19 protein-coding genes and 1 pseudogene are annotated in these 24,892 nt (G+C 67.9%); 4 read left to right on the forward strand and 16 right to left on the reverse strand.

Annotated features, from left to right (window positions below):
- Window positions 1-61: 61 nt before the first annotated feature.
- Window positions 62-964, reverse strand: a complete 903-nt coding sequence (locus tag R1H25_RS09660) for a LysR substrate-binding domain-containing protein (RefSeq protein ID WP_317223459.1) — start codon at window positions 962-964, stop codon at window positions 62-64.
- 105 nt (window positions 965-1,069) lie between these two features.
- Between R1H25_RS09660 and R1H25_RS09665 the strand changes: the two genes are divergently transcribed.
- Entirely contained in the window at window positions 1,070-2,284 is a 1,215-nt protein-coding gene (locus R1H25_RS09665) for an MFS transporter (protein ID WP_317223460.1), read from the forward strand.
- Between the two features lie 126 nt (window positions 2,285-2,410).
- Window positions 2,411-3,220, forward strand: a complete 810-nt coding sequence (gene dkgB, locus R1H25_RS09670; RefSeq protein WP_057500862.1) for a 2,5-didehydrogluconate reductase DkgB — start codon at window positions 2,411-2,413, stop codon at window positions 3,218-3,220.
- A gap of 119 nt (window positions 3,221-3,339) precedes the next feature.
- On the opposite strand, the gene R1H25_RS09675 is transcribed toward dkgB, so the two are convergent.
- Entirely contained in the window at window positions 3,340-4,041 is a 702-nt protein-coding gene (locus R1H25_RS09675) for an alpha/beta hydrolase (protein ID WP_317223461.1), read from the reverse strand.
- A gap of 140 nt (window positions 4,042-4,181) precedes the next feature.
- On the opposite strand from R1H25_RS09675, the pseudogene R1H25_RS09680 reads away from it, so the two are divergent.
- Window positions 4,182-4,561 (forward strand): annotated as a pseudogene (locus tag R1H25_RS09680) (YbjQ family protein).
- 62 nt (window positions 4,562-4,623) lie between these two features.
- Here the strand turns inward: R1H25_RS09680 and R1H25_RS09685 are convergent.
- On the reverse strand, window positions 4,624-7,344 hold the full coding sequence (locus tag R1H25_RS09685) for a bifunctional acetate--CoA ligase family protein/GNAT family N-acetyltransferase (RefSeq protein WP_317223462.1): 2,721 nt from the start codon (window positions 7,342-7,344) through the stop codon (window positions 4,624-4,626).
- 85 nt (window positions 7,345-7,429) lie between these two features.
- The gene (mgtE, locus tag R1H25_RS09690; RefSeq protein ID WP_057500866.1) at window positions 7,430-8,800 is read right to left on the reverse strand and encodes a magnesium transporter; all 1,371 of its coding nucleotides are present in this window, start codon (window positions 8,798-8,800) and stop codon (window positions 7,430-7,432) included.
- Window positions 8,801-9,141: 341 nt separating this feature from the next.
- On the opposite strand from mgtE, the gene R1H25_RS09695 reads away from it, so the two are divergent.
- Entirely contained in the window at window positions 9,142-10,920 is a 1,779-nt protein-coding gene (locus R1H25_RS09695) for a monovalent cation:proton antiporter-2 (CPA2) family protein (RefSeq protein ID WP_049443710.1), read from the forward strand.
- A gap of 39 nt (window positions 10,921-10,959) precedes the next feature.
- Here R1H25_RS09695 and R1H25_RS09700 read toward each other — a convergent pair whose 3' ends face one another.
- The 12 genes from R1H25_RS09700 to R1H25_RS09755 all read right to left on the reverse strand — a co-directional run bounded on the left by R1H25_RS09700 (window position 10,960) and on the right by R1H25_RS09755 (window position 24,891).
- Window positions 10,960-14,298: an ankyrin repeat domain-containing protein gene (locus R1H25_RS09700; RefSeq protein ID WP_317223463.1), complete on the reverse strand. Its 3,339-nt coding sequence runs from the start codon at window positions 14,296-14,298 to the stop codon at window positions 10,960-10,962.
- The gene (locus tag R1H25_RS09705) at window positions 14,291-14,551 is read right to left on the reverse strand and encodes a YcgL domain-containing protein (RefSeq protein WP_014648833.1); all 261 of its coding nucleotides are present in this window, start codon (window positions 14,549-14,551) and stop codon (window positions 14,291-14,293) included. Before R1H25_RS09705 ends, R1H25_RS09700 begins: the two co-directional genes overlap by 8 nt.
- A gap of 163 nt (window positions 14,552-14,714) precedes the next feature.
- Entirely contained in the window at window positions 14,715-15,953 is a 1,239-nt protein-coding gene (locus R1H25_RS09710; RefSeq protein ID WP_317223464.1) for a beta-ketoacyl-ACP synthase, read from the reverse strand.
- Entirely contained in the window at window positions 15,953-16,684 is a 732-nt protein-coding gene (locus R1H25_RS09715) for a 3-ketoacyl-ACP reductase FabG2 (RefSeq protein WP_317223465.1), read from the reverse strand. The genes R1H25_RS09710 and R1H25_RS09715 overlap by 1 nt, the downstream gene beginning before the upstream one ends.
- Complete coding sequence (locus R1H25_RS09720; RefSeq protein ID WP_049443719.1) at window positions 16,681-17,136, reverse strand: dehydratase; 456 nt, start codon at window positions 17,134-17,136, stop codon at window positions 16,681-16,683. Before R1H25_RS09720 ends, R1H25_RS09715 begins: the two co-directional genes overlap by 4 nt.
- Window positions 17,133-18,317 carry a beta-ketoacyl-ACP synthase gene (locus R1H25_RS09725; protein ID WP_088480131.1) on the reverse strand — a complete coding sequence of 395 codons (1,185 nt, stop codon included), beginning with the start codon at window positions 18,315-18,317 and terminating at the stop codon, window positions 17,133-17,135. Before R1H25_RS09725 ends, R1H25_RS09720 begins: the two co-directional genes overlap by 4 nt.
- Window positions 18,317-18,802 carry a DUF3261 domain-containing protein gene (locus R1H25_RS09730; protein ID WP_249341876.1) on the reverse strand — a complete coding sequence of 162 codons (486 nt, stop codon included), beginning with the start codon at window positions 18,800-18,802 and terminating at the stop codon, window positions 18,317-18,319. The genes R1H25_RS09725 and R1H25_RS09730 overlap by 1 nt, the downstream gene beginning before the upstream one ends.
- 216 nt (window positions 18,803-19,018) lie before the next feature.
- Window positions 19,019-21,373: an MMPL family transporter gene (locus R1H25_RS09735; protein WP_317223466.1), complete on the reverse strand. Its 2,355-nt coding sequence runs from the start codon at window positions 21,371-21,373 to the stop codon at window positions 19,019-19,021.
- Entirely contained in the window at window positions 21,366-21,995 is a 630-nt protein-coding gene (locus R1H25_RS09740) for an outer membrane lipoprotein carrier protein LolA (protein WP_317223467.1), read from the reverse strand. The genes R1H25_RS09735 and R1H25_RS09740 overlap by 8 nt, the downstream gene beginning before the upstream one ends.
- Window positions 21,992-22,423, reverse strand: a complete 432-nt coding sequence (locus tag R1H25_RS09745) for an acyl-CoA thioesterase (RefSeq protein WP_317223468.1) — start codon at window positions 22,421-22,423, stop codon at window positions 21,992-21,994. Before R1H25_RS09745 ends, R1H25_RS09740 begins: the two co-directional genes overlap by 4 nt.
- Window positions 22,410-23,960, reverse strand: a complete 1,551-nt coding sequence (locus R1H25_RS09750; RefSeq protein ID WP_317223469.1) for an aromatic amino acid ammonia-lyase — start codon at window positions 23,958-23,960, stop codon at window positions 22,410-22,412. The genes R1H25_RS09745 and R1H25_RS09750 overlap by 14 nt, the downstream gene beginning before the upstream one ends.
- Window positions 23,950-24,891 carry an acyltransferase gene (locus R1H25_RS09755; RefSeq protein ID WP_049443731.1) on the reverse strand — a complete coding sequence of 314 codons (942 nt, stop codon included), beginning with the start codon at window positions 24,889-24,891 and terminating at the stop codon, window positions 23,950-23,952. Before R1H25_RS09755 ends, R1H25_RS09750 begins: the two co-directional genes overlap by 11 nt.
- Between the last annotated feature and the right edge of the window lies 1 nt (window position 24,892).

Genomic DNA, 24,892 nt, shown 5'->3' on the forward strand with positions numbered 1-24,892 from the left:
GTCCCGCACCCACCGTAACCTGCGGTAGTGCCGGCCGCTGGCCGGCAACCCCACCACGACCTCAGCGCACGTAATCGCTCTGCGCCATTGCTTCACCCAGGTAATCCACGAACGAGCTGATCCGTGAGGACACCGCGGTGTTGCGGTAGTACACCGCGTGGATCGGCTGGTACACATCCAGCGTCTGCGCCGCCAGCACCGACACCAGCGTGCCGGCAGCGCGGTCGCGGTCGGTGACGAAGTCGGACAGGCAGGTGATGCCGACGCCTTCCACCGCCAGTCGGCGTAGTGTTTCCCCGCTGGACACCGCGATATCCGGACGCACCCTCAGCAGGCCATTGGCATCGCCCGGCAGCGGCCAGTGATTCAACGATTCCGGCTCGTTGAAGCTGAGCAGCGTGTGCTGGCCCAGCGCGGCGACGCTGGTCGGTTCGCCGTGTGCAGCCAGGTAGGCCGGGCTGGCCACCAGTCGCAGCTGGCACCGCCCCAACGGCCGCGCATGCAGGGTGGAGTCGGCCAGCGGCCCGATCCGGATCGCCAGATCGGTGCGCCGCTCGAGCAGGTCGATGTAGCGGTCGGAGCTGTTCAACTCCAGCTGCACTTCCGGGTAGCGCGCACGATAGCCGCTCACCAGCGGCGCGATCACGTGCAACACGAACGGCATCGCCGCATCCACCCGCAGGCGCCCAGCCGGGCGCTCGCGGCGCGCCGCCATCTGTTCCTCGGCCGATTCCACCGCATCGATGATCGCCCGTGCATGGCGCAGGAATGCCTCGCCCTCGGCGGTCAGGTGCAGTCGGCGGGTGGTGCGGGTCAGCAGGGTGATCCCCAGCTTGTCCTCCAGCCGGCCCAGCGCACGGCTCACGCCCGAGGGCGTCTGCCCCAGCTGCTCGGCAGCGGCACTGATCGACCCGCTGTCGATGACCGTGAGGAAGGCCTGCATTTCGTCCAGAGTGGTCTTCATGCCGCCATTATTGACTGAGCGGCAATAGTGATTGGCGTGAAGACCGGTTTTTCGGCAAAGGTGCGCCGCGCACACTGCGCGCCTTCCTTCCCTCCGGAGCCGGCCATGATCCGTGGCATTCCCCTCGCCCTGCTGGCGTTGACCCTCGGTGCCTTCGCCATCGGTACCACCGAGTTCGTCATCGTCGGCCTGATTCCCACCATTGCCGCCGACCTCCAGGTCAGCCTGCCCTCGGCCGGCCTGCTGGTCTCGCTGTATGCCCTCGGCGTGGCCATCGGTGCGCCGGTGCTGACCGCGCTCACCGGCCGCGTACCGCGCAAGTCGCTGCTGGTGGCCCTGATGGTGCTGTTCACCCTCGGCAACGTCATCGCCTTCCTGGCGCCGGGCTACACCTCGCTGATCATCGCCCGCATCCTCACCGGCCTCGCCCACGGCGTGTTCTTCTCGATCGGTTCGATCATCGCCACCGCGGTGGTGCCGAAGGAGAAGGCCGCCAGCGCGATCGCGATCATGTTCACCGGCCTGACCGTGGCACTGGTGACCGGGGTGCCGCTGGGCACCTTCATCGGCCAGCACCTGGGCTGGCGCGCCACCTTCCTGGCGGTGGCCGGCCTCGGCGTGATCGCCCTGCTCGGCGCGCTGCTGTTCGTGCCGCGCAGCCTGCCGCAGAGTACGCCGGCCAGCTTCCGCCAGCAGCTGGCCGTGCTCGCCCGGCCCCGCCTCCTGCTGGTGTATGCGATGACCGCGCTGGGCTACGGCGGCACCTTCCTGGCCTTCACCTATCTGGCGCCGATCCTGCAGGACGTCACTGGTTTCTCCGCCAATGCGGTCAGCCTGGTGCTGCTGGTGTACGGCGTGTCGGTGGCGATCGGCAACCTGTGGGGTGGGCGCATGGCCGACCGCATGGGTCCGGTGCCCGCGCTGAAGCGCATCTTCGCCCTGTTGGCCGTCGTGCTGTTCGTGCTCACCTTCACCGCCTACAACACCTGGCTGATGCTGCTGACGGTACTGGCGCTGGGTGCGGTGGCGTTCGGCAACGTGCCCGGCCTGCAGGTGTACGTGGTCAAGCAGGCCCAGCGCTATGCGCCGCAGGCCACTGACGTGGCCTCGGGGCTGAACATTGCCGCCTTCAACATCGGCATCGCGCTGGGCGCCTCGCTCGGCGGCCTGGTGGTGGAGCACATCGGCCTGATGCACACGCCGTGGCTGGGCGCACTGGTGGTGGTAGGCGCGTATGCGTTGACGGTGCTCAGCGGCCGCCTGGACCGCCGCGACGGCATTGATGACCGCGCCGATGGCATCGCCGTGGCCGCGCATTGAGCGATGTCATGCCGTGCCGGCGCCTTGCCGGTACGGTGGTGCAATGCACCGTTGCCGGCACGCATGCAGCCAGTGGCCTACCCTTTGCCGGATATTCGCATCCCTCCCCCTCTGCTGGAGCTCCCCATGACTGTCCCCGCCTTCGGTCTCGGCACCTTCCGCCTGAAAGACCAGACCGTGATCGACTCCGTGCGCAACGCGCTGGATGTCGGCTACCGCGCCATCGATACCGCGCAGATCTACGGCAATGAAGCCGAGGTCGGCCAGGCCATCGCCGATTCCGGCGTGCCGCGCGAAGAGATCTACCTGACCACCAAGGTCTGGATCACCGAGTTCAAGCGCGAAGCGCTGCTGGCCAGCCTGCGTACCAGTCTGGAGAAGCTGCGCACCGACCACGTCGATCTGGCACTGATCCACTGGCCGTCGCCGAACGACAAGGTCGACGTGCCGATGGAGGAGTACCTGACCGCACTGGCCGAGGCCAAGGCACAGGGTCTGACGAAGGCGATCGGCATCTCCAACTTCACCATCGCGCAGACCCGCAAGGCGATCGGCATCCTCGGTGCCGACGCCATCGCCACCAACCAGATCGAGATCCACCCGTACCTTCAGAACCGCCTGCTGGTGAAGTTCCTGCAGGACAACGGCATCCACATCACTGCCTACATGAGCCTGGCCTATGGCGAGGTGATCAAGGACCCGGTGATCCAGGCTATTGCCGGCCGTCACCAGGCCACCCCGGCGCAGATCGCACTGGCCTGGGCGCTGCAGCAGGGCTTCTCGGTGATCCCGTCGTCGACCAAGCGCGAGAATCTCTCGAGCAACCTGGAAGCGGCAGCAATCCGCCTGACCGACGAAGACATGGCGCAGATCGCCAAGCTGGACCGCGGCCATCGCCTGGCCAACCCGGAAGGGATTGCACCCGCCTGGGATTGAACCCAACTGCGGTTGCGGATCGCAATCGGTAGGTGCCGACCTTGGTCGGCACTGACCTCTGATGGATCATTGAAACACCGTGCGGACCAAGGTCCGCACCCACCAGAAGCGGCTTTGGCCTACGCCTGCAGCAACCACCCGCGCATCGCCGCACTGACTTCGTCTGGCTTTTCCATCGGTGCCAGGTGCCCGCAGTCGGGCACCACCACCAGCTGCGAATGCGGCACCAGGGCGTGCATTTCCTCGCTGACCGCCAGCGGCGTGATGCGGTCGTTTGCGCCGCACACGATCAACAGCGGATCGCGGTAACCGGCCAGCACATCATGCCCATCGCGGCGTTCCAGCCCGCTCTGGCGCAGGAACACTTCCGCGCCCAAGCGAGCGGTCATATCGCGCACGCGCTGCACCAGTACGTAGTCATCCAGCCGCGAGGCATCGATGTAGCTGCGCATCAGCGCGTCGCCGAAGCCATGGAACTTGCCGGGCAGGCGCACGCTGGCGCGCTGGCTGCGGCGCTGTTCGGCACGTTCCGGTGAATCAGCGTGGATCGAGGTATCGATCAACGCCAGCTGCAGCACGCGATCCGGCGCGATGCGCAGGATCTGCTGGGCGACGAAACCGCCCAGCGAGAAACCCGCCAGGGCGAAGCGCTCGGGTGCCTGCGCCAACACGTCCTCGGCCACCGCCTGCAGCGTCTCACCACGGGTCTGGTCACCCACGGTGCAATCGGCAATATCGGCCAGGTCGGCCAGCTGTGCGCGCCACAGCTCGGCGTCGTTGAGCAGGCCGGGCAGCAACAACAGGGGGATACGGTCGGTCATGGTGGGTATTGTCGCGCCATCACGGTGACGGAACCATGCCGCAACGGGCGGTTGCATTGTGGAGTCGAGCCATGCTCGACTGCTGCACAGCCAGTCGAGCACGGCTCGACTCTACAGAAGGCAGCGACACGGACGCGGCCATGGCAGACCCCCGCAACAGCGGCAATCCGACGACCTCGCTGGCACGTTTCGACGATTCACTGGTCACCACCACCTTCGAGCTGCCCGGCTTCCGCATCACGCGCAACCTGGGCGTGGTGCGCGGCATCACCGTGCGCTCGCGCTCGATCGTCGGCAACTTCCTCGGGGCATCCAGACGATTTTCGGTGGCAACATCACCCTCTACACCGAGCTGTGCGAACAGGCCCGCGAGGAAACCTGCCGCGACCTGATCAAGCATGCGCGGCAGCTCGGCGCCAACGCGATCATCGGCATGCGCTACGACGCCACCGACGTGATGACCGGGCTGACCGAGGTGCTGTGCTATGGCACGGCGGTGGTGGTGGAACCGTTGCGGTAGCCTGGTCGTAGAGTCGAGCTTGCTCGACTGCTTTCGATGGCAACAGTCGAGCAAGCTCGACTCTACAGCGGTGCCGTCGGCACCTCGACCTGCTGCACCGGCAGGGTCACCATCATCACCGTCGGGTCGTCCGGATCGAGCTTGGTCTTGAAGCCCAGGCTCTGGCACATCGCCAGCATGGTGCTGTTCTCGCGCAGCACCTGGCCTTCGACCACGTCCAGGCCCAGCCACTTGGCATACTCGATCATGATCGCCATCAGCCGCCAGCCGATGCCGTGTCCCTTCAGGTCCGAGCGGATCAGGATGCCGTACTCGCCACGGTGGTAATCGGCATCGGCGTGCAGGCGCACCGCGCCGAGCATTTCGCCACTGCGCGGTTCGATCGCCACCAGCGCGATCGAGCGTGCGTAGTCGAGCTGGGTCAGGCGGGCGATGAACTCGTGGCTGAAGTGCTTCACCGACTGGAAGAAGCGCAGGCGCAGATCCTCGTCGCTGACGCGGGCGAAGAACGCACGGAACAGCGCATCGTCCTCCGGCCGCACCGGGCGCACGAAGGCGCGGCCGCCATCGGACAGTTCGATGGTGCGCTCCCACTCCTTCGGGTATGGGAATACCGAAAAGCGCGGATGGCCACGGCCCTTGTGCAGGATGCGCGACGGTGCCACGGCCACACGTGCGTCGAGGGCGAGGATGCCCTTGCTGTCGACCAGCAACGGATTGATGTCCAGCGTGCGTACTTCGGGAATGTCGGCGGCCAGTTGTGCCAGCTTGACCAGCGCCAATGCCAGTGCGCGCTCGTCGGCGGCAGGCACATCGCCATAGGCCTTGAGGATGCGCGAGGCACGGGTCTGGCCGATCAGCTCATGGGCCAGGCGCAGGTCCAGCGGCGGCAGCGCCAGCGCCTTGTCGTTGATCACTTCAACGGCAGTGCCGCCGCGACCGACCACGATCACCGGACCGAACGTCGCGTCATCGGCGATGCCGACAATCAACTCGCGCGCCTTCGGGCGAACGATGGTCGGCTGTACCAGCAGGCCATCGATGCGTGCATCCGGCCGCAGCTGGCGTGCGCGCGACAGGATCGCGTTGGCCGCGCTCTGCACCGCCGGCAGCGTGGACAGATTGAGGCGCACGCCATCCACTTCCGACTTGTGCGGAATATCCGGCGAGAGAATCTTCAGTGCGACCGTGGCACCGCGCTCCAGCAGCGGCTGCGCCAGGTCCATCGCCTCGTGCGCATCGCGCGCGTGCATCACCGGCGCGGACGGAATGCCATAGGCCTTGAGCAGTTCATGCGTGGCCAGCGGGTCCAGCCACTGCTGGCCGTTGGCCAGCGCTGCATCAACCAGGGCACGCGCGGCCGCCGCATCGACATTGAAGTCCTGCGGCAAGCTGGGCGGCGTTTCCATCAGGGCGTTCTGCGCTTCGCGGTAACGCACCAGATGCTGGAAGCCACGTACGGCCTCCGCCTCGGTCGGATAGGTCGGCACCCGCGCCGCGTTGAGCGTGGCGGTGGCCTGGTCGTCGTTGCCCAGCCATACCGCGAAAACCGGCTTGTCGCGATGGTGGCGCGGGCGCAGGCCCAGTGTGCGGGTGAGCGCCTGCGCAGCGTCTGCAGACGAGGTGAATGCGGTCGGCACGTTGACCACCATCACCGCATCATTCTCGTTGTCGGCCAGCAGCGCTTCGATGGCGGTGGCATAGCGCTCACCATCGGCGTCGACCACGATGTCGACCGGATTGCTGCGCGACCAGCCCTGCGGCAGCACCGCATCGAGCTTCTGCACCGTACTGTCGGACAGGTTGGCCAGCGTGCCGCGCAGCGCGATCAGCTGGTCCACGGCAAGGCGGCCGACACCGCCACCATTGCTGAGAATGGCCAGGCGACGACCGGGGAAGGTCCCCAACCGGCCCAGCGATTCAGCAGCGGTGAACAGTTCGTCCAGCGCGCTGACACGCAGCAGGCCGGCACGGTTGAACGCCGCACCGTAGACGTCGTCGGCGCGGGCCAGGGCCTGCACATGGGTATCGCGGCTGCCCGGCTGCACCCGCTCGGCGCGGCCGGACTTCACCACCACCACCGGCTTGGCACGGGCGGCGGCACGCGCGGCCGACATGAACTTGCGCGCATCCTTGATCTGCTCGACATAGAGCAGGATGGCGCGGGTGCGGTAGTCGGTGGCGAAGTAATCGAGCAGGTCGCCGAAGTCGACGTCCATCGTGTCGCCCAGCGAAACCACGGCGGAGAAGCCGACCGAACGCGCCACACCCCACTCCACCAGCGCGGCGGCAATGGCCGAGGATTCTGAGATCAGGGCGAGGTCGCCGGCCTGCGGGAAGTGTGCGGCGATGCTGGCGTTGAGCCGTGCATGCGGTGCGATCACGCCCAGGCAGTGTGGGCCAAGGATGCGCAGGCCGTGCTTGCGCGCCACCGTCTCCACCTGTTCCGACAACGAGCCCGGGCCTTCGCCCAGGTGCGCGGTGAGGATGATCGCTGCCTGCACACCGCGTTCTGCGGCGGTACGCACCACCTGCGGCACGATCGCCGCCGGTGCGGTGATCACCACCAGGTCCGGCACCCAGTCCAGGTCCTTCAACCGTTTGATCGTGCGGATGCCATCGATCTCGGCATGCCGCGGGTTGATCCACGCCACCTTGCCGGGGAAACCGGTGCCGCGCAGGTTGCGCATCACCGCGCGGCCGGCCGAACGCTCACGCGGACTGCCGCCGATCACCGCGACCGACTGCGGACGGAACACAGACTGCAGGTGGTAGGTACTCATGCGCCTACGGTACCCAAAAAAGGGGACGGAGGGGATTAAGTCGTTTGTGCCGCAAACGACTTAATCCCCTCCGTCCCCTTTTTTGTTACAGCAGCGTGCCGTGCAGGATCATCGCGGCGATACTGAAATAGATCACCAGGCCGGTCACATCCACCAGGGTGGCCACGAACGGCGCCGAAGCGCTGGCAGGGTCGAAGCCGAGCCGCTTGAGGATGAAGGGCAGCATCGAGCCGGACAGCGAACCGAAGGTGACGATGCCGACCAGCGCGGCGCCGATGGTGATCGCCAGCAGGATCCAGTGCTCGCCGTAGTCGTGCAGGCCGCCCAGTTGCCAGATCACGATGCGCACGATGGCCAGGCAGCCAAGGATCGCGCCCAGCACCATGCCGGTCGGGATCTCGCGCAGGGCCACCTTCCACCAGTCGCGCAGGCGCAGTTCGCGCAGCGCCAGGCTGCGGATCAGCAACGAGGTGGCCTGCGAACCGGAATTGCCACCCGAACTCATGATCAGTGGAATGAACAGGGTCAACACCACCGCGCGTGCCAGTTCGTCCTCGTAGTGCTGCATCGCGCTGGCGGTCAGCATCTCACCCAGGAACAGCACGCTCAGCCAACCGGCGCGCTTGCGCAGCATCTCGAGGAAGCCGATCTGCATGTACGGCTTGTCCAGTGCTTCCATGCCGCCGAACTTGTGCGCGTCCTCGGTGGATTCCTCGATCAGCGCATCGAGCACGTCGTCCACGGTGACGATGCCCAGCATCTGCTGCTGGTCGTCCACCACCGGAATCGCCAGCAGGTCGTGGCGGCGGATCAGCCGCGCCACTTCTTCCTGGTCCATCAGCGCGTCCACCGTCACCGGCGGATTGACCTGCGCCACGTCCAGGATCGACTCCTCGGGCAGGCCGGTGATCAGCCTGCGCATGGTCACCACCTGCTGCAGCTGTTGGCTGGCCGGGTCCAGCACGTAGATCGCGTACACCGTCTCGCGGGTGCGCTCGACCTGGCGGATGTGCTGCAGGGTCTGCGCCACGGTCCAGCTGGCAGGCACCGCCACGTACTCGGTGGTCATCAGCGCGCCGGCGGTGTTCGGCGGGTAGCTGAGCAGCTTCTGGATGGCTTGGCGGGCGTCGGTGCCCAGCAGCGGGATCAGCCGCGCGCGTTCCTCTTCGTCCAGCTCATGGACGATATCGGTGGCGCGATCGTCGGCCATCAGTCCAAGCAGCGCGGCGGCGCGCGCCGGTGGCAGCTCGGCCACCAGCTCCCCGCTGCGCTGCAGTTCGGGTGCTTCGAGCATCTTCACCGCACGCGGCAACGGCAGCGCGGCCAGCGTTTCCGCGGCGCGGGTCAGTTCCAGCGTGTTGAGGAATTCCACCGCGTCGGCGGTGTTGTAGTTCGCCAGCGGTGCGGCCAGTGCGGCGGCATCGGCCACCTGGCGCAGCAATTGCTTCTGGTTCATCGGGTTTGCCTTGTGGGGGTGCGACCTCGCGCAACGCCAACGCAGGCAAACCGTCCCGATGTCAGGCGGTGGCCATCGCTGGCGTCGAACGAGGTCGACTTCTACTGTCGCTGGACATGGGTTGGGGACTCCGGGATGCGTATGCCGACGGACGCGCCGCCAGCGGCGGGCAGTCTGGACCCGTGGGCCATGCAGGTCAACCCGGCGGCCCTGCGGCGGGACCCGGCCGGTTGTTCTCGTGCGTACACAGACTGGCGCGCATAATGGCGGGGTGGCGTTCGCCACGCTTTTCCCCACCCGACCGGACGCACTGCGGGCTTCCCCGATGACCAGGTATTCCCATGCATAGCGGTGGTCTGGAACTGGCCCTGGTGCTGCTGCTGGCGGCGGTCATCGCCGTGCCGGTGTTCAAGAGATTCGGCTTCGGTGCGGTGCTGGGCTACCTGGCGGCCGGGGTGGTGCTGGGCCCGGACGGGCTGGGCTTCGTGCAGGATGCCGACCGCATCCTTGGCGCCGCCGAGATCGGCGTGGTGATGCTGCTGTTCGTGATCGGCCTGGAGCTGTCGCCGGCACGCCTGAAGGTGATGCGGCGCTCGGTGTTCGGCGCCGGTGCAGCGCAGGTGGCGCTGTCCGGGCTGGTGCTGGGTGGCCTGCTGCTGCTTGACCATTTCCAATGGAAAAGCGCGCTGGTGGTGGGCGTGGCGCTGGCACTGTCGTCCACGGCGGTCGGCCTGCAGCTGCTGTCCGAGCACAAGGCGATCAACAGCGACCATGGCCGGCTGGGCTTTGCCATCCTGCTGTTCCAGGACCTGATCGCGATCCCGCTGCTGGCAGCCATCCCGCTGCTGGGCGGGGCGAAGAACGAGACCCTGCGCATCGAGGATGCGATGGTGGCGCTGGGTGCGCTGGCAGTGGTGATCCTGTGCGGGCGCCCGGTGCTGCGCAGGGTGTTCAGCATCATTGCACGCACCCGCAGCCCGGAAGTATTCACCGCCACCGCCCTGCTGGTGGTGCTCGGCACTGCCTGGTTCATGCAGGAGGCCGGCCTCAGCCCCAGCCTGGGCGCGTTCCTGGCTGGCGTGCTGCTGTCCGATTCGGAGTTCCGGCACGAACTGGAAGCGCAGATCGAGCCGTTCAAGGGCCTGCTGCTGGGCCTGTTCTTCATCGCTGTGGGCATGGGCATCGACCTCGACCGCATCGCCGCCGAGCCGTGGCTGATCGCGGCCGGGGTGGCGATCCTGCTGGTTGTGAAGTTCAGCCTGCTGTACGTGATCGGGCGTATCGCCAAACTCAGTTCGCGGCAGTCACTGCTGTTGGGCAGCGTGCTGTGGCTGGGCGGCGAGTTCGCCTTCGTCGTATTCAACGAGGCGCAGCGCGCGCACCTGCTGGGCAACGCCAACCACGACCGGCTGGTGGCGATCGTCGGCCTGTCGATGGCGATCACGCCGCTGCTGATGATCGCGCTGCTCAAGCTGCTGGGCCAGGAGAAGGCGGCGCCGCGCCAGGCCGCCGAGGCCGACAAGGTGGCGCCGGACAACCGGCCCAAGGTGCTGATCGCCGGCATGGGCCGCTTCGGCCAGGTGATCGCGCGCCTGCTGACCGCGCAGAAGGTGCCGTTCGTGGCGCTGGAAGCGAATCCGGACACCGTGGCCGACCTGCGCCGCTTCGGCAACCAGCTGTACTACGGCGACCCGACCCGGCCGGAGATGCTGCGTGCGGCCGGCGGCGAGCACATCGATGTGTTCGTGATCACCGTGGATGACCCGGAGACCAACCTGCGCGCGGTACGCATGGTGCGCCGGCTGTACCCGGACGCGAAGGTGCTGGCCCGCGCACGCAACCGCCAGCATGCGTGGCGCCTGATGGACATGTCGGCCGAGCCGTTCCGCGAAGTGTTCGGCACCAGCCTGGAGATGAGCGGCCGCGTGCTGACTGCGTTGGGCGTGGCGCCGGACGTGGCCGAGCGCCATGTGCAGCGCTTCCGCGAACACGACGAACAGCTGCTGCGCGACCAGTACCTGGTGTACGACGACGAGGCGGCGGTGATCCAGACCTCGCGCGATGCGCGCAACGACCTGATGCACCTGTTCGAGGCCGACGCGGAAAGCGACGGCAAGTAGGCGTGGCGGCCAGCGGCCGGCACTACCCTTTTCCAGGGATCAACCGTTGTCGCGCAGGAACCGCGCCATCGACGAAACACCCGGCACGCGCGGCTCGAACTCGCCGGCCACGTCGATGAAGCCACGCATCACCGCGATCTCGCGCGGGCTGCGGTTGAGGCTGTCGCGCGCTTCCGGATCGGCACCAGCGCGCAGCAGGCGCTGCACCAGCAACGGCAGGCCATGCAGCGCGGCCAGATGCAGCGGACCGAAGCCGCGCGGATCACGCACGTCCAGGCTGACGTCCTCATCCAGCAGGCGCTCTACCGCCGCCATCACCACCTGCTCGTCGCAGGCAGTACCCGGCTCGGCACGCGCACCCAGCAGCAGCAGCAGCGGCGTGACCGAACCGGCGGCGGCTTGGTCCGGTTCGGCACCGGCCAGCAGCAGGGTGTCGAGCAGGGCCAGCAGGCGCGAGCGGTCGCGCGCACTGAAGCCGTACAGCGCGGCACAGTGCAGCGGGCCCAGCTGCTGCGCATCACCGGCATGCACGTCGGCGCCGGCGGTGAGCAGGCGCGCGACGATGTCCGGCAGGCCCAGCGCCGAGGCCAGCATCAGCACGGTCACGCCGCCCGGCAGGCGGTGTTCCAGCTTGGCGCCGGCATCGAGCAGGGCCGAGACGATATCCACCTGGCGCATGCTGACCGCCGCCGACAGCGGCGTAGCCCCACTGGCCGCAGCGTGCTGCGGATCGGCGCCACGCGCCAGCAGCAGGTCGGTCACCGCCAGATGACCACCACCGGCGGCACGCAGCAGCGCGGTGCAGCCCTGTGCGTCGACCGCGTCGACGGCGAAGCCCAGGTCGATCAGGCGGCGCACGGCGTCCACATCACCGGCCATCGCGGCGGCCGGCAGATCGGCCTCGCGCAGCGTACGGCGCGGCAACGGCCATACCCGCCAGTCGAGCCAGTCGGCCAGATCACGGCGACCGATCGACAGCGCCACGCCCAGCGGCGTCTGCCCGTCGGCAGCACGGGCTTCCGGCGAGGCACCGTGCTGCACCAGCAGCTTCAGCGCACCTTCGCGGGCCAATGCGGTGGCCAGGTGCAATGCGGTCATGCCATGGCTGTCGCGCGCTTCGCGATCGACACCGGCCTTGAGCAGGGCCTGCTGCAGGCGCAGCCAGCCCAGGCGCACCGCCAGCGACAACGGCGGATCACCCGCCGGCGAAGCGGCGAACGGATCGGCGCCACGTTCCAGCAGTTCCAGTGCCAGCTGTTCCAGACCACGGGCGGCCTGGTCGTGCTGCGCGCAGGCGGCGAGGAAGCGCGCCAGGCCACCTCGTCCGGCCGGTGACAGGCCACGCTGCAGCATCATCTGCAGCGCCGGCACCGCATCGATGCCACGCGACAGCAGCGCGAACATCGGCGTGTCCGAGCAGGCATCGCGTACGTAGGGATCAGCACCATGCGCCAGCAGCCAATCGACCGCGTCCGGCTCAAGCGCAAGTTCGGGGTCAAGCAGCAGGCTGCCCAGTTCTTCCGGCTGGCACAGCTTGGCCAGCGCGGCCATGCCGTCGGTGTTGCCGAAGCCCAGCGCTTCGCGCAGCAGGGTCAGCGGCGGGCGATCCGGCAGCAGGCCGCTGGCCGCGGCCGCTTCGCCGCGCTCGGCCAGACCATCGCTGACCGCAGCCGGCAACGGATAGGAGAGATCCAGCAGGGCCACGATCGCCCAGCGGCCGGCTTCGGCGGCGTAATCCACCGCGCGACGGCCGACCGGATCGGTCGCATCGGCAGCAATGCCCAGATCGACCAGGCGCTTGATCAGCAGCGGGGAGACGTCCTCGGCCATGACGGCCAGCTGCACCGCATTGCGGCCTTCGCCGTCCACCGCGATCAGGTCGGGCTTGTGCGGCAACAGATGTTCAATCACACCGGCGCGACCGGCGCGGGCCGCTTCCAGCCACGGCGTGCGACCAAGCGCATCGCGCGCTTCCAGATTGGCGCCGGCGGCGAGCAGCACACCGATGATTTCCACGTGGCCGGCCAGCGCCGCCTCGTGCAGCGCACTGCGGCGCTGGCGATCACGGGCGTCGGCGCGCGCCTTGTGCTTGAGCAGCAGCTGCACGCCGGCCGGATCATCGTCTTCGGTGGCAGCAGCGGCGAGCAGCACCGGCGTGCCCTCGGCCGGTTCGCTGCGCGCACCGCGTTCGAGCAGGAAGCGAGCCAAGCGCCAGTTGCCGACCTGGCAGGCCACGGCCAGCGGTGACCAGCCCTCGTTGTTCAATGCATCGACTTCGGCGGCAGCATCGCGCAGCAGCGCCGCCACGCCCGGGTCGGAACTGCGCGCGGCATGGTGCAGCGGGGTGTTGCCATCGCTGTCGGTAGCACGCGAATCAGCGCCGTTGGCGAGCAGAGTCATGACCGCTTCGGGGCGACCATGCCAGCTGTCACGGGTGGCGGCCAGCAGCGGGGTCATGCCCCGGTGCGGTGCATTCACATCAACGCCGCGGGCGATCAGTTCGCGCAGCAGGCGCAGATCGGGCAGCACCGCCGCCAGCACCGCCAGGCTGCGCTGGTCGCGCCAGTTCGGGTCCGGCAGCGCATACGGATCGGCACCGGCCTGCAGCAGCTGCAGGCCGCGGTCGATGCGGCCATGGCGGGCGGCTTCATACAGTGCCGGGGTCAGCTCCTGCGGTGCCATCGCCTCCAGCGGCACGGATTCGGCCGCGGCGGCAAACATCGGTTCGTGCTCGTTGCTGGCCGTGGCCAACGGGCTGGAGCGCAACGACACCAGCGGCGCCGGCGCCACCCGCTGCAGCAGCAGGTGCAGCAGCGGCGACAGCACCAGCACCGCCAGCGCGGCAGGCCAGCGTGCGCTTTCCGGCAGCAGGTCGGGCCAGGCCGGCAACACCACCAGTGCAGCCAGTGCGATCACCAGCGCGGCCACGCCGAGGCCACGCCAGGCGGTCAGATCGCGCCCTGCCAGCGCCTGCCAATGCTGGGCCAGGCTGCCGTCAAGGCGTTCAACGTCGTTCCACAACGGCCAGGTACGCCAAGCCGCCAGCAGGCCGGCACTGACCAGCACGCTCAGGCCCAGCACAGCGGCCAGGCTGCCGCTGTCGCGCAGCGCCGCCAGCGGCCAGGCCAGCAGCAGCGCCAGCAGCAGCGGTGCGGCGGCCCACAGCGCCAGCAGCGCGGGCAGGTCCTGGCGTGCGACCACCTTCAGCGGCAGAAGCGCACGGCTGCGGCGCCACCACGACACACCCAGCGCGAACGCAGGCTGCGCCAGGGCGGCAAGGATGGCACCCGGAATGCCGCCCACGGCGGCGCCCAGCGCCAGTACGGCACCCACGGCGAAGGCGATCGACAGTACGCGCGGACGGGAGGCGTCAGTCATAGTGCCGCGGCATCAGGCTGGCCACCGACGGCGGCACCTGCAGGTAGAACCCGCGTTCGCTCATTTCGCTGCGGACCTTTTCGGGATCGGCCTGGGCCAGGCGGCGCTGGGCATCCAGGGCCACCTCCAGGACGAAGGCAAGCGTCCCCAGCGAGGTGAGCAGCGGCGCAGGCAGCGCGCTGAAATCATCGCGTCGGGGAACGTAGACGTAGGTGTCCGGCTTGAGTTGGCTTTTATAGACGTAGGCGTGCATGTCCGCGGGACGATAACCCGGGAAGAGCCATGATTGTGTCGGAAAGCCGACACCGGGGAAAGCCGTCAGCCGACGATGGCGGCGCGATCGGCGGCGTTTCCCCTGCGGGGTTCAGCAATGTGGCGGTGGCGTTCAGCCACTCGCACACCTGGCGGCTGCGGAATCACTCGCCCCAGCGACGGAACACCAGGGACGTGTTGATGCCCCCGAATGCGAAGTTGTTGCTCATCACGTACTCGGCCTGGAGTTCGCGGCCCTGGCCGGTGATGAAGTCCAGCTGGCCGCAGCGCGGATCGACCTCCACCAGGTTCAGGGTCGGGGCAAACCAGCCGGCACGCATCATCTCGATGCTCACCCAGGCCTCGAATGCACCGCAGGCGCCCAGCATATGCCCGACGTAGCTCTTCAGCGAGCTGATCGGCATCCGCGAGCCGAACACCTGCGCGGTAGCCTGGGTTTCGGCGATGTCGCCGTGCTCGGTCGCGGTACCGTGGGCGTTGACGTAGTCGATCTGCGCCGCGTCCAGTCCGGCATCCTCCAGCGCCAGGCGCATGGCCTGGGCCATGGTGTCGGCACTGGGCTGGGTGACGTGCTGGCCGTCGCTGTTGGTGCCGTACCCCACCACCTCGGCAAGGATGGTCGCACCGCGCGCCTGCGCGTGCTCCAGGTCTTCCAGGATCAGCGTACACGCGCCCTCGCCCAGCACCAGGCCGTCGCGGCCGGCATCGAACGGGCGTGGCGTCGACTGCGGGGCGTCGTTCTGCACGCTGGTCGCGAACAAGGTGTCGAACACGGCGGCCGCGGCGGCGTCCAGCTGCTCGGCACCGCCGGCCACCATCACCGTCTGCTTGCCGCTGCGGATTGCCTCATAGGCCGCGCCGACGCCCTGGCTGCCGGATGTACAGGCACTGGACGTGGTGTAGACGCGCCCGGACAGACCGAAGAACACGCCGATGTTGACCGGTGCGGTGTGGCTCATCATCTTCAGGTAGGTGGTGGCGCTGATGCCATCGGTGGTGAACTCGTTGAGCATGCGGCCGAGTTCGCCGATGGCCTCATGGCTGCCTGAGGAGGAGCCATAGGCCACTCCGGTACGCCCGCTGCGCAGCACCGGATGGTCGTGCAGCCCCGCTTCGTGCAGGGCGATTTCGGTGGCACGCACCGACATGATCGCCACCTTGCCCATCGAACGGGTGCTTTTGCGGTTGTAGGTCGGCGGCAGCTCGAACGGCTGCGCCGGTGCGGCCAGTCTGGTGTTCAGCCCGGCATAGACATCCCACTCGGGCATCGTGCGCACGGCGTTGCGGCCGCTGCGCAACTGCGCGTGGATGGTCGGCCAGTCGTGGCCGAGCGGACTGATGGCGGCGGCACCGGTCACCACCACGCGATGGTCGATGCCCATCAGAGCATGCCTCCGTTGACCGAAATCACCTGCCGGGTGATGTAGCCGGCCGGCTCGGACAGCAGGAAGGCCACCGTCGCCGCCACCTCATCGGGACGACCAATGCGGCCGGCAGGAATCAGTTTCAGCGCGTGCCCCACCACTTCCTCGTTGAGCATCTCCGTCTCGATCAGGCCCGGCGCCACGCAGTTGACCGTGATCTGGCGGCTGGCCAGTTCCAGTGCCAAGGCCTTGGTAGCGCCGATGATACCGGCCTTGGCCGCGCTGTAGTTCACCTGGCCACGGTTGCCGGCAATGCCTGACACCGACGACAGGGTGACGATGCGGCCCGGCTTGCGCCGACGCACCATCGGCATGATCAACGGATGCAGCACGTTGTAGAAGCCATCCAGGTTGGTGTGGATGACCTGGTCCCAATCCTCCGGCGACAACGCCGGGAAAGCGCCGTCGCGGGCGATGCCCGCATTGCAGACCACGCCGTAATACGCGCCATGCGCGTCCACGTCGGCCTCCAGCACCGCGCGGGCGGCATCACGATCGGACACATCGAAGGTGAGCACGCGCGCCTGCACGCCCAGGGCCTGGATCTCGGCGACCACGGCCTGTGCCTCCTCCACGCGGCTGCGGCAATGCACCGCCACATCGAATCCGTCATGGGCAACACGCAGCGCAATGGCGCGGCCGATCCCCCGGCTGGCGCCTGTCACCAGCACGCATCGATTCCCAGTCATGCCTGTCCACTCTCCAGATAGGCCTTCGCGTCGAGCGGCTCGTACACCGACACGTTGGCAACCGCCCATTCTTCCTCGCCCGCCAGGATCCGGCAGGCGAACATCCCCAGCCCATTGTCGCCCAGCAGTTCGCGACGCGCCTGCACACGCAGGCGGGTTCCGCTCGGGAAACCACTGCGCAGGCTGCTGTAGCGCCGACTGCCGAGCAGGAAGCCCAGCTGCGGCGCTGCGCCAGCCGCACGCGCGCGACACCCCGACCAGGCGGCAATCGCCTGCGCCATGTACTCGATGCCGATCCAGGCCGGCATTTCACCGTTCTCGATGAACAGACCCGTCCCGGGTACCACCAGTTCGGCCTCGATGCTGTCCTGGTCCCATCGCAGTATCCGCTGCAGCAGGCACATGTCCTGGCGATGCGGCACCACTTCCTCGATCGCGTAGAGAGGGTTCATCGGCGTTCCAGTGCCAACACCGCATTGCTGCCGCCGAAGGCAAACGAGTTGCTCAGTATCCGTCGCAGCGGGCGTGCCAGGCGGGTGCCTGGTGCCACCAGTGACAGTTCCGGCAGCGCCTCATCCACGGCGCCATCCCACCAGTGCGGTGGCAGCCGCTGCAGCGGGTTCTCGGCCAGCATCATCCAGCACAATGCCGCCTCGATCGCGCCGGAGGCGCCGAGCGTATGCCCGGTGAGCGGCTTGGTCGAGCTGGCCGGTACATCGGTACCGAGCACCTCCGAAACCGCCAGGCTTTCCATGGCATCGTTGTGGTCGGTGGCGGTGCCATGCAGGTTCACGTAATCGACATCGGCGGGCGACCAGACAGCGCGCTTCAGTGCCTGCCGCAGCGCATCGATGGCGCCTTGGCCTTGCGGGTCGGGTGCGGACATGTGGTGGGCGTCGGAGGACTCACCCCATCCTGCCAGCGCCACCGGGCCGATGTCGCGGGTGAGCAGGAACAGCGCGGCGCCTTCCCCGATGTTGATGCCGGATCGATGTTGCGAGAACGGATTGCAGCGCAGCGCGGACACCGACTCAAGCGCGCTGAAACCCGCAACGGTAAAGCGGCACAGAGAATCGGCGCCACCGGCGATGACCGCATCGACCACCCCGGCGCGTAACAGGCGCGCAGCCGACACCAGGGCCTTGGCACTGGATGAACATGCCGTGGACAGCGTCCATGCCGGGCCCTGCGCACCACTGCGCAGCCGCACGAACTGCGCGGTCGTTCCCATTTCCTGCTGCGCGTAATCGTAGTCCGCCGGCCAATGACCGTTGCTGGCGTGGGAGCACATGGCCCGCTCGCCTTCGCCAATACCCGAAGTGCTGGTCCCCATCACCACAGCCACGCGCTCGGCGCCATAGCGGGCGATGGCCGCGGCCACCGCAGGCGCGATCTGCGCCAGCGCAACCGCCAGCAGCGCGTTGTTGCGCCCACGCAGGGCCAGCGGGAGTTCGTCCAGCGTCGGCAGCGGCGTGCACACCTCCCCCAACGCCAGGGTCCGCCCCGGCAACAGGTTGTCGTTGTTGCTCAACCCACCCGGCACCTCGGCGAACATCGCCTCCGCCACCGCCGCGCGGCCCTCGCCCAGCGCGCAGACAATGCCCAGGTCGTTGAGGAAAACGGCAGTGTCCATCAGTCCTGCCCAGCCATATCGATCGATTCGATGCGCAGCGCGTAGCCTTCTGCGCGGTTGTCCAGCTGCAGGCTGCCATCCTGCAGGCGCTGCAGCTGCAGCCACACCGTACCGTCGCGCGACAGACTGCGCTGGTGGCCGTCATCACCGACCTGCCAGCCAGGCGGCAACACGGCGGCGATCGCGGCCGTCGGCCACAGCGCGAACTGCAGATCGTCCAGCACACGCTCCGCGCGAACCTGCGGCGGCAACCACGATGCACGCTGTTCGGTCAACTGCCGGCCATCCCAGCGCAGACGAACGCCGGTCTGGCCCATGGCCTGCACCGCCAGCTGTACCTGCTGCGCATCGGCTTCCAGCAGAGCGTCGAGATCACGTTCGTGGCGCCCGAAGCGGAAATGCAGCTGCTGCTGCAGCGCCAGTGGCGTCGGCAGGCTGGACGGAGCCAACCGCAGCGGCGGCAGCTCGACCTGCGGCCTTGGCATGCGCCCGGCGCAGGCGGACAGCAGCGCGCACAGCAGCAGCGCCGCAATGTTGCGCACGATCAGCTGCGGCACGCGGCCTCCAGCACACGTGTACGGCAGCCGCTGTTGATGGGATTGTTCATGTAACGCCCTTCCGGATACGGGTCGAGGGGGGATAGATGATGTTCCCGAAGTGGTCGCCGCGCCAGCGTCGGGCCAGGGCGCCAGCGCTCCGATTCAGGACGGCGGCAATGCATGGGGTGACGGTCGGAACAACGGCGAGATAAGCCAGACCAGGCCGATGCCGAACAGCAGCGTGAGGCCAAAGGCGCGCAGCGCCGGGGTCTGCGACAGCCCCAGAAGGCCGAACGACAGCCAGGTGCTGGCCGCGCCCACGCACACCGCCAGCCATGCGCTGGCATCGCCGCGGTGCTCGATCAGGAAGATGCCGTAGTCGATGCCCATGCCGAGCAGCAGCATCAGCGCCAGTACGTTGAACAGCTGCAGCGGCTGGCCGAACAGGCCCAGCAAACCCAGGGTCAGCGCACCGGCAATGAGCGTCGGCGCGAATACTCGCCAGGCCTGGCGGCGGTAGCGCAGCCACAGCGCGCCGAACACCAGCGCGATACCGACCAGCAGCAGCCCTCCCATCAGCTTGCGGTAGTGACCCAGCAGCTGCGAGAAATCGGCAGTGCGGTCCACCCAGCGCACGCCCGGCAGGCCTTCGGCCGCGCCCTGAAGGGTGGCCAGCGCATCGGCACGCGAGAGGTCATCGACCATCACCACGCTGATCATCTGCCCGCCCACGTCGCCCACCCACAGGTGGCGGAACGGCTGCGAGGCCGGCGAGGCCAGGAAGGCTTCGGCGGTGAGCGGCGCATTCGCGAACTGCGGTCGCTGCAGCGGCTCGCCCACGGCCTCGGACACGGCGGACAGCACACCCGGTTCGACCTTCGCGGTCAGCGCGGCATCGGCCTGCTGTCGCGACGGCGACGGCAGCCAGTCGCTGATCGCGCGGTAGCCACCAATGCGTTTTTCGTTGGCCAATACACGCAGGCGCCCGGTCAATGCTTCCTCACGCTGCAGCAACTGCGCGGCATCCACACCCTGCACCAGGTAGAACTGCGCCGGGCTGGGCATGCCCAGCAGCTGGCTGAGGCGGATCTGCTGTGCCATCAATGCCGGCGGCGAGGACTGCAGGCTGCGCAGGTCGTCGTTGCTCTGCAGGCGCGCGATGCCGATCGCAGACAGCGCCAGCGTGATGACCACGAACAGCGTCACCGCACGGCGACCATGCAGACGCGGGAAGCGCTCCAGCGTGCTGCCCAGCCACTGCGAGAAACGGGTCTGGCGGATTTCACCACCATCCAGCCACGGGAACCAGAAGATCACCGTCAGGAACGCGGCCGCCAGGCCGACCACCGAGAACAGCGCCATCTGGCGCAGGCCCGGGAAAGGCGTCAGGCCAAGCGCCAGGTAGGCCAGTGCGCTGGTCAGCAGCGCCAGCCACAGGCCAGGCAGCAGATGCCTCAGCAGCTTCCAGCGACGATCAGCCGGCTCGGCCTGGCGCGAGGCGAACCAGTGAATGCCATAGTCCTCGGCCACGCCCACCAGCGATGCACCGAACACCAGGGTCAACACGTGCACGTTGCCGAACACCAGCACGGTCACCGCCAGCGCCACGCCACAGCCGATCAGCAGCGACGTGGCCACCAGCAGGATCGGACGCAGCGAGCGGAACGCGAGCCACACCAGCAGCAGCACCGCCGCCAGCGAGCCCCAGCCGATGGTATTGATCTCCCGGTTGGCCTGCACTGCCGCCGCTTCGGCATGCAGCGGCACGCCCGCATGCAGGATCTCCAGGTCCGGAGCGGCAGCCTTCGCCGCCTGCCCGGCGCGTTCCAGCAATCCATCCAGATGGCGCTCGCCATCGAGCTTGAACGCCGAGCCCGGCGTATCGAACTGCAGTGCAGCCCAGTGCCTGCCTTCGGCGTCGAGCAGGCCATCATCGCCCAGCCGCAGGCCCGAGCCCTGGGCCTGCTGCTGCCACCATTGCGGCCACAGCGACAGCGGATCCTGCCGCCACTCGGTCAGACGTGGGGCCCCCATCGGGCCGTACAGCGCGGCCAGCGCCTGCTCGGCCAACGCGCCCGGTTCGCCGCCCTGCAGCTGCTCGCGCTGGGCCGGGGTCAGCAGGCGGTCGCGGTACGGCGCGTAGAATGCGCGTGCCTCATCGAACCAGCCTTCGATCGAGCCGCTGGGTACCAGCAACGCGTGATCGGCGTCCTTGGCCATGGCCGCAGCAAACGCGGCCTGCGCACGCTTGGCGGCAGCGCCGTCCTTGCTGCCGAGCAGCACCACCACCTGCCGCGAACTGCCATCGGCGATGCGCCGGGTGACGTCGCTCAACAGACGGTCATGCGCGTCCTGCGGCAGCAGCGCGAGGATGTCGGTGTCGATCCGCGATTGCTGGCTCCACAGGTGCCACTGCTGCACGCCCAGCGCCAGCAGCAGCACCAGCCAGGCGATGCCCAGCCAATGCCACCAGCGGCGCAACCGGTCCGGTGCATTCAACGCCACGTCCTCACTCAAAGCGGCGCGCCTCGTCTGCGCTGAGCGCGGCCGGAGCCTCGCTGAGCGCGTTGAACTGGATCAACGTGCGGTCCTTGCTGGCCTCGACAATCTCGACCTGGCGCACATAACGGTCGCCCTGCAGGGTCAGCGACTGGAACGCCTTGGCCAGCATCGCTGACTTCGGCGTCAGCTGCAGGCGCCAGCCCTGTCCTTCGCGGCTGACCGTCACGTTGAACGGGCCGGACAGCGCCTGCACGTCGCCACTCATCAGCGCGAACATGATCGCGTTCACCGAGCGCATCGCCGGCTGCTGCCGCGCATCGAGCTCGACGCGGGTGCTGCCGTCACGCTGGCGGCTGAGGATGCGGTCGGCAGTGACCACCACCTCGGAGGGAAACGGCTTCAGCGTGGTCCAGATCACGCCATGCTGGCGCGCGACCACGAACCGGCCCTGCGAGCGCAATGGGTTCCTGAAGCCGCTGACCTGCTTTTCCTGCGTGAACTGGCCACGCAATATGTCCGGCCGCGCCACCGCCTGGGTGATCGCGTCGATGGCCGGATCGGCGGCCTGCACCAGCGGTGCGGCCACCAGCAACACCGTGCACAGCAGCGCACGCGCGAAACGGTTGGCTCGGTTCATGGCGCAGGCACTCCCAGGCGTTCCCACAGTACCGGCGGGCACTGGTACAGCATTTCCCTGCTGGCAGCGTCCACCGCCACCTGGATGGTCATTGCGCGCGTCAGCACCTGGCCGCTCTGCGCATCGAGGATTTCATAGTCGATCTTCAGCCGGTTCTCCCATTCCACGAGGCGCGCGACCACGCGCAGCGGCTGGTTGAACAGCAGCGGGCGCACATACTTCACCCGTGCATCGACCACCGGCCAGAGGTAACCCGATTCGAGCATCTGCGGGTAGTCGTAGTTGTAACGACCCAGCAGTGCACAACGCGCGATCTCGAAGTACTTGAAGTAATGGCCATGCCAGACCACGTTCATCGGGTCGCAGTCATGGAAGGCCGGGACCAGCGCAACTTCGGCCACCCGTTCGATTGCTTCATTCACCGGCATACAGCTCCCAACGTTGCGCGCGGATCTCCACCAGCAGGTCCCGCAGTTCGCGATCCAGCGCGCGGTCTTCTTCGACCAGGGCAATGCGCTGCCCCAGGTCGGCGTACATATCGGCCAGACTGCCATGCAGCTGCGCGTTCAGGCCAACCCGTTCGCGCAGCGCCAGGCCCTGGCGGGCAGCCACCAGCATCGCGGCCACCACCTGTTCGGTCAGTTCGATCACGCGCAGGCAGTCGCGCGCGGCGATGGTGCCCATGCTGACCTTGTCCTGGTTATGGCATTCAGTGGACCGCGAGAACACGCTGGCCGGCATGGTCTGCTTCAGTGCTTCGGCTGTCCACGCCGAAACGCTGATCTGCAGTGCCTTCAGGCCATGGTTGATGGCCGCACGCGGGCCGGTGGCGGCCGACAGGTTGGCCGGCAGTCCATGGCTGTAGCGCGCATCGACCACCAGCGCCAGCTGGCGGTCGAGCAGGTCGGCAATGTTGGCGACCGTGTTCTTCAGGGTATCCATCGCCAGCGCGATGTGGCCTCCGTAGAAGTGGCCGCCGTGCAGGATGCGCTCGCCATCCGCATCGATCAGCGGGTTGTCGTTGGCGCTGTTCAGTTCGGTTTCGATCAGCTGGCGCAGGAACGGCAGGCTGTCTTCCAGCACGCCGATCACATGCGGTGCGCAGCGCAGCGAATAACGGTCCTGCAGGCGCTGTTCATTGCGCGGCGGGCGCTCGCTGTGCAGGTCGCTGCGCAGGCGCGCGGCAATGCGCATCTGGCCCGGGTGCGGTTTGGCCGCGAACAGGTCTTCGTCGAAGTGGTGCGCGTTGCCGTCGCTGGCCAGCACATTGAAAGCGGTCAGGCGCGTGGCCATGCGTGCCAGGTAGTCGGCGCGCTGCCAGGCGAGGCAGGCCAGGCCGGTCATCACCGCGGTGCCGTTCATGATTGCCAGGCCTTCCTTCGGCCGCAGCTTCAGTGGCGCCATGCCGATCTTCGCCAGCACTTCGCCCGCTGGCTGCACGCGGCCGTCGTGCAGCACCTCGCGCTCGCCACACAGCACCGCCGCCACGTAGGACAGCGGGGTCAGGTCACCACTGGCACCAACCGAACCTTCGGCCGGAATCAGCGGCAGTACATCGTGCTGCAGCAGCGTAGCCAGGCCTTCCAGCAACGGTACGCTGACACCGGACATGCCACGCACCAGCGACGCCAGGCGCGCGGCCAGCACCGCGCGGGTCTCGACCGGGTCCAGGTAACGGCCAAGGCCGCAACCATGGTAGGTGTACAGATGGTGCGGCAGTTCCGCTACCAGCGCCGGCGGGATGTTGACCGTGCACGAGTCGCCGTAGCCGGTGGTCACACCGTAGATCACGCCATCATCGCGCAGCAGGCGGTCGAGGAAGTCGGCACCGCGCTGGATGTGCGCGCGGAACGCCGGCACCTCGCTCAGCGCGGCTTCGCAACGGCGCCGGGCCAGGGCAACCACGTCTTCGATGGTCAAGGGTGCATCGCCAAAGCGGCACACAGGTACGGCGTCAGTCGTCATGCGGAGCCTGATCCCAGAAGGGGAAGAAATTGAACCAGTCCAGCGGCGACTGGATGACCTGCTGCTCCAGCCAGCCCGCATAGCGCTGCACCTGCGCGGACAATGCCGCATCACGCGACCCCCGTGGCAGCACGATGCGATCAGCGAACGGCTCGAACACGACCCGATAGCCCTCGCCCTCATGCAGGCAGGCCATGGTGTAGACCGGGCAGCCCAGTGCGGCGGCAAGTACATACCCACCGATGGGGAACGGCGCACGTTGCCCGAGGAAATCGGCGCTGAGGCAGCGCCCACCACCGACCGGCGTTCGATCGCCGACAATGGCCACGAAACCGCCAGCGGCCACCTTGTCGGCCAGCATCATCGCCGTGGCAGGCCCCATTTCGGTGACCTGCACAAGCTCCACTGCTGCAAGCGGATCCAGCCGACGCAGCAGGCGGTTGAAGCGCTGCGCATGCGCGGTATGCACCAGCACGGTAATGCACAGGCCGGGGACCCGCTCGGCCAGCACCTGGCACAGTTCCAGGCAGCCGATGTGCGCGGTAAGGATCAGCCCGCCTTCGCGCTGCGCGATCCTCTCCAGCACCGGGGTGCGATGCAGGTGGATGCGTTCGGGCGGATAGCGCCCACCGATGCCGAGGATCTTGTCCAGCATCGTGTCGGCAAATGCAAAGAAGTGGCGCAGGCTGTCGCGCCGAGTCGGCGCGCGACCCAGCACGCCGCTGTAGGCCTGCAGCCGCTGCAGATACTGCATCGAGGCCTCGCGGCCAACGCGGTTGCCCAGCCAGTGGCAGGCCACCACCGGCCACACGCACATGCGGAACGGCCAGCGCCCGAACCAGCGGTGCACCCAGTACAGGACCAGCACGCCGGCCACCGAAGTGGATTCACCGATATCGGCCCAGTGCGGGGCACCCTGAGGGGTCGCCATT

It is taken from the genome of Stenotrophomonas veracruzanensis (genome assembly GCF_032911525.1).
GTDB classification, from domain to species: Bacteria; Pseudomonadota; Gammaproteobacteria; order Xanthomonadales; family Xanthomonadaceae; genus Stenotrophomonas; species Stenotrophomonas africana.